Source organism: Enterococcus raffinosus, assembly GCF_018917525.1.
GTDB lineage: Bacteria > Bacillota > Bacilli > Lactobacillales > Enterococcaceae > Enterococcus_A > Enterococcus_A raffinosus_A.
On record NZ_JAHLOS010000106.1, the window covers coordinates 1 to 644 of the forward strand.

Here is a 644-nt window from a genome sequence, read left to right on the forward strand (position 1 = left end):
ATGCCGAGGACCGGAATCGAACCGGTACGGTGATCACTCACCGCAGGATTTTAAGTCCTGTGCGTCTGCCAGTTCCGCCACCCCGGCGTTCTTCCCTGGTCTTCAGGAAAGCGGAAAACGGGGTTCGAACCCGCGACCCCCACCTTGGCAAGGTGGTGCTCTACCACTGAGCTATTTCCGCACGATGCCGGCTAAAGGACTTGAACCCTCGACCCTCTGATTACAAATCAGATGCTCTACCAACTGAGCTAAGCCGGCAACTACAAAAAAATAAAATGCGGGTGAAGGGACTTGAACCCCCACGCCGTAAGGCGCTAGATCCTAAATCTAGTGCGTCTGCCAATTCCGCCACACCCGCATATACTTATGAGCCGTACTGGGCTCGAACCAGTGACCCTCTGATTAAAAGTCAGATGCTCTACCAACTGAGCTAACGGCTCAAATGGAGGTTAACGGGATCGAACCGCTGACCCTCTGCTTGTAAGGCAGATGCTCTCCCAGCTGAGCTAAACCTCCATAAGAATTCGCGTGGCGACGTCCTAATCTCACAAGGGGCAACCCCTCACTACAATCGGCGCTAAGAAGCTTAACTTCTGTGTTCGACATGGGAACAGGTGTATCCTTCTCGCTATCGCCACCACACT

6 tRNA genes and 1 rRNA gene are annotated in these 644 nt (G+C 53.4%); all 7 read right to left on the reverse strand.

The annotated features are described in order from the left end of the window. Position 1: 1 nt before the first annotated feature. Positions 2 to 87, reverse strand: a tRNA-Leu gene (locus KQI58_RS22470). A 22-nt stretch (positions 88 to 109) separates the two neighbouring features. Further along, positions 110 to 181 (reverse strand) — tRNA-Gly (locus KQI58_RS22475). A 4-nt stretch (positions 182 to 185) separates the two neighbouring features. Continuing rightward, positions 186 to 258: transfer RNA gene (locus KQI58_RS22480), tRNA-Thr, on the reverse strand. An 18-nt stretch (positions 259 to 276) separates the two neighbouring features. Next, positions 277 to 358, reverse strand: a tRNA-Leu gene (locus tag KQI58_RS22485). 9 nt (positions 359 to 367) lie between these two features. Next, positions 368 to 440: transfer RNA gene (locus KQI58_RS22490), tRNA-Lys, on the reverse strand. A 3-nt stretch (positions 441 to 443) separates the two neighbouring features. Beyond that, a tRNA-Val gene (locus KQI58_RS22495) sits at positions 444 to 516 on the reverse strand. 10 nt (positions 517 to 526) lie between these two features. Next, positions 527 to 642, reverse strand: a 5S ribosomal RNA gene (gene rrf / locus KQI58_RS22500). Positions 643 to 644 lie beyond the last annotated feature (2 nt).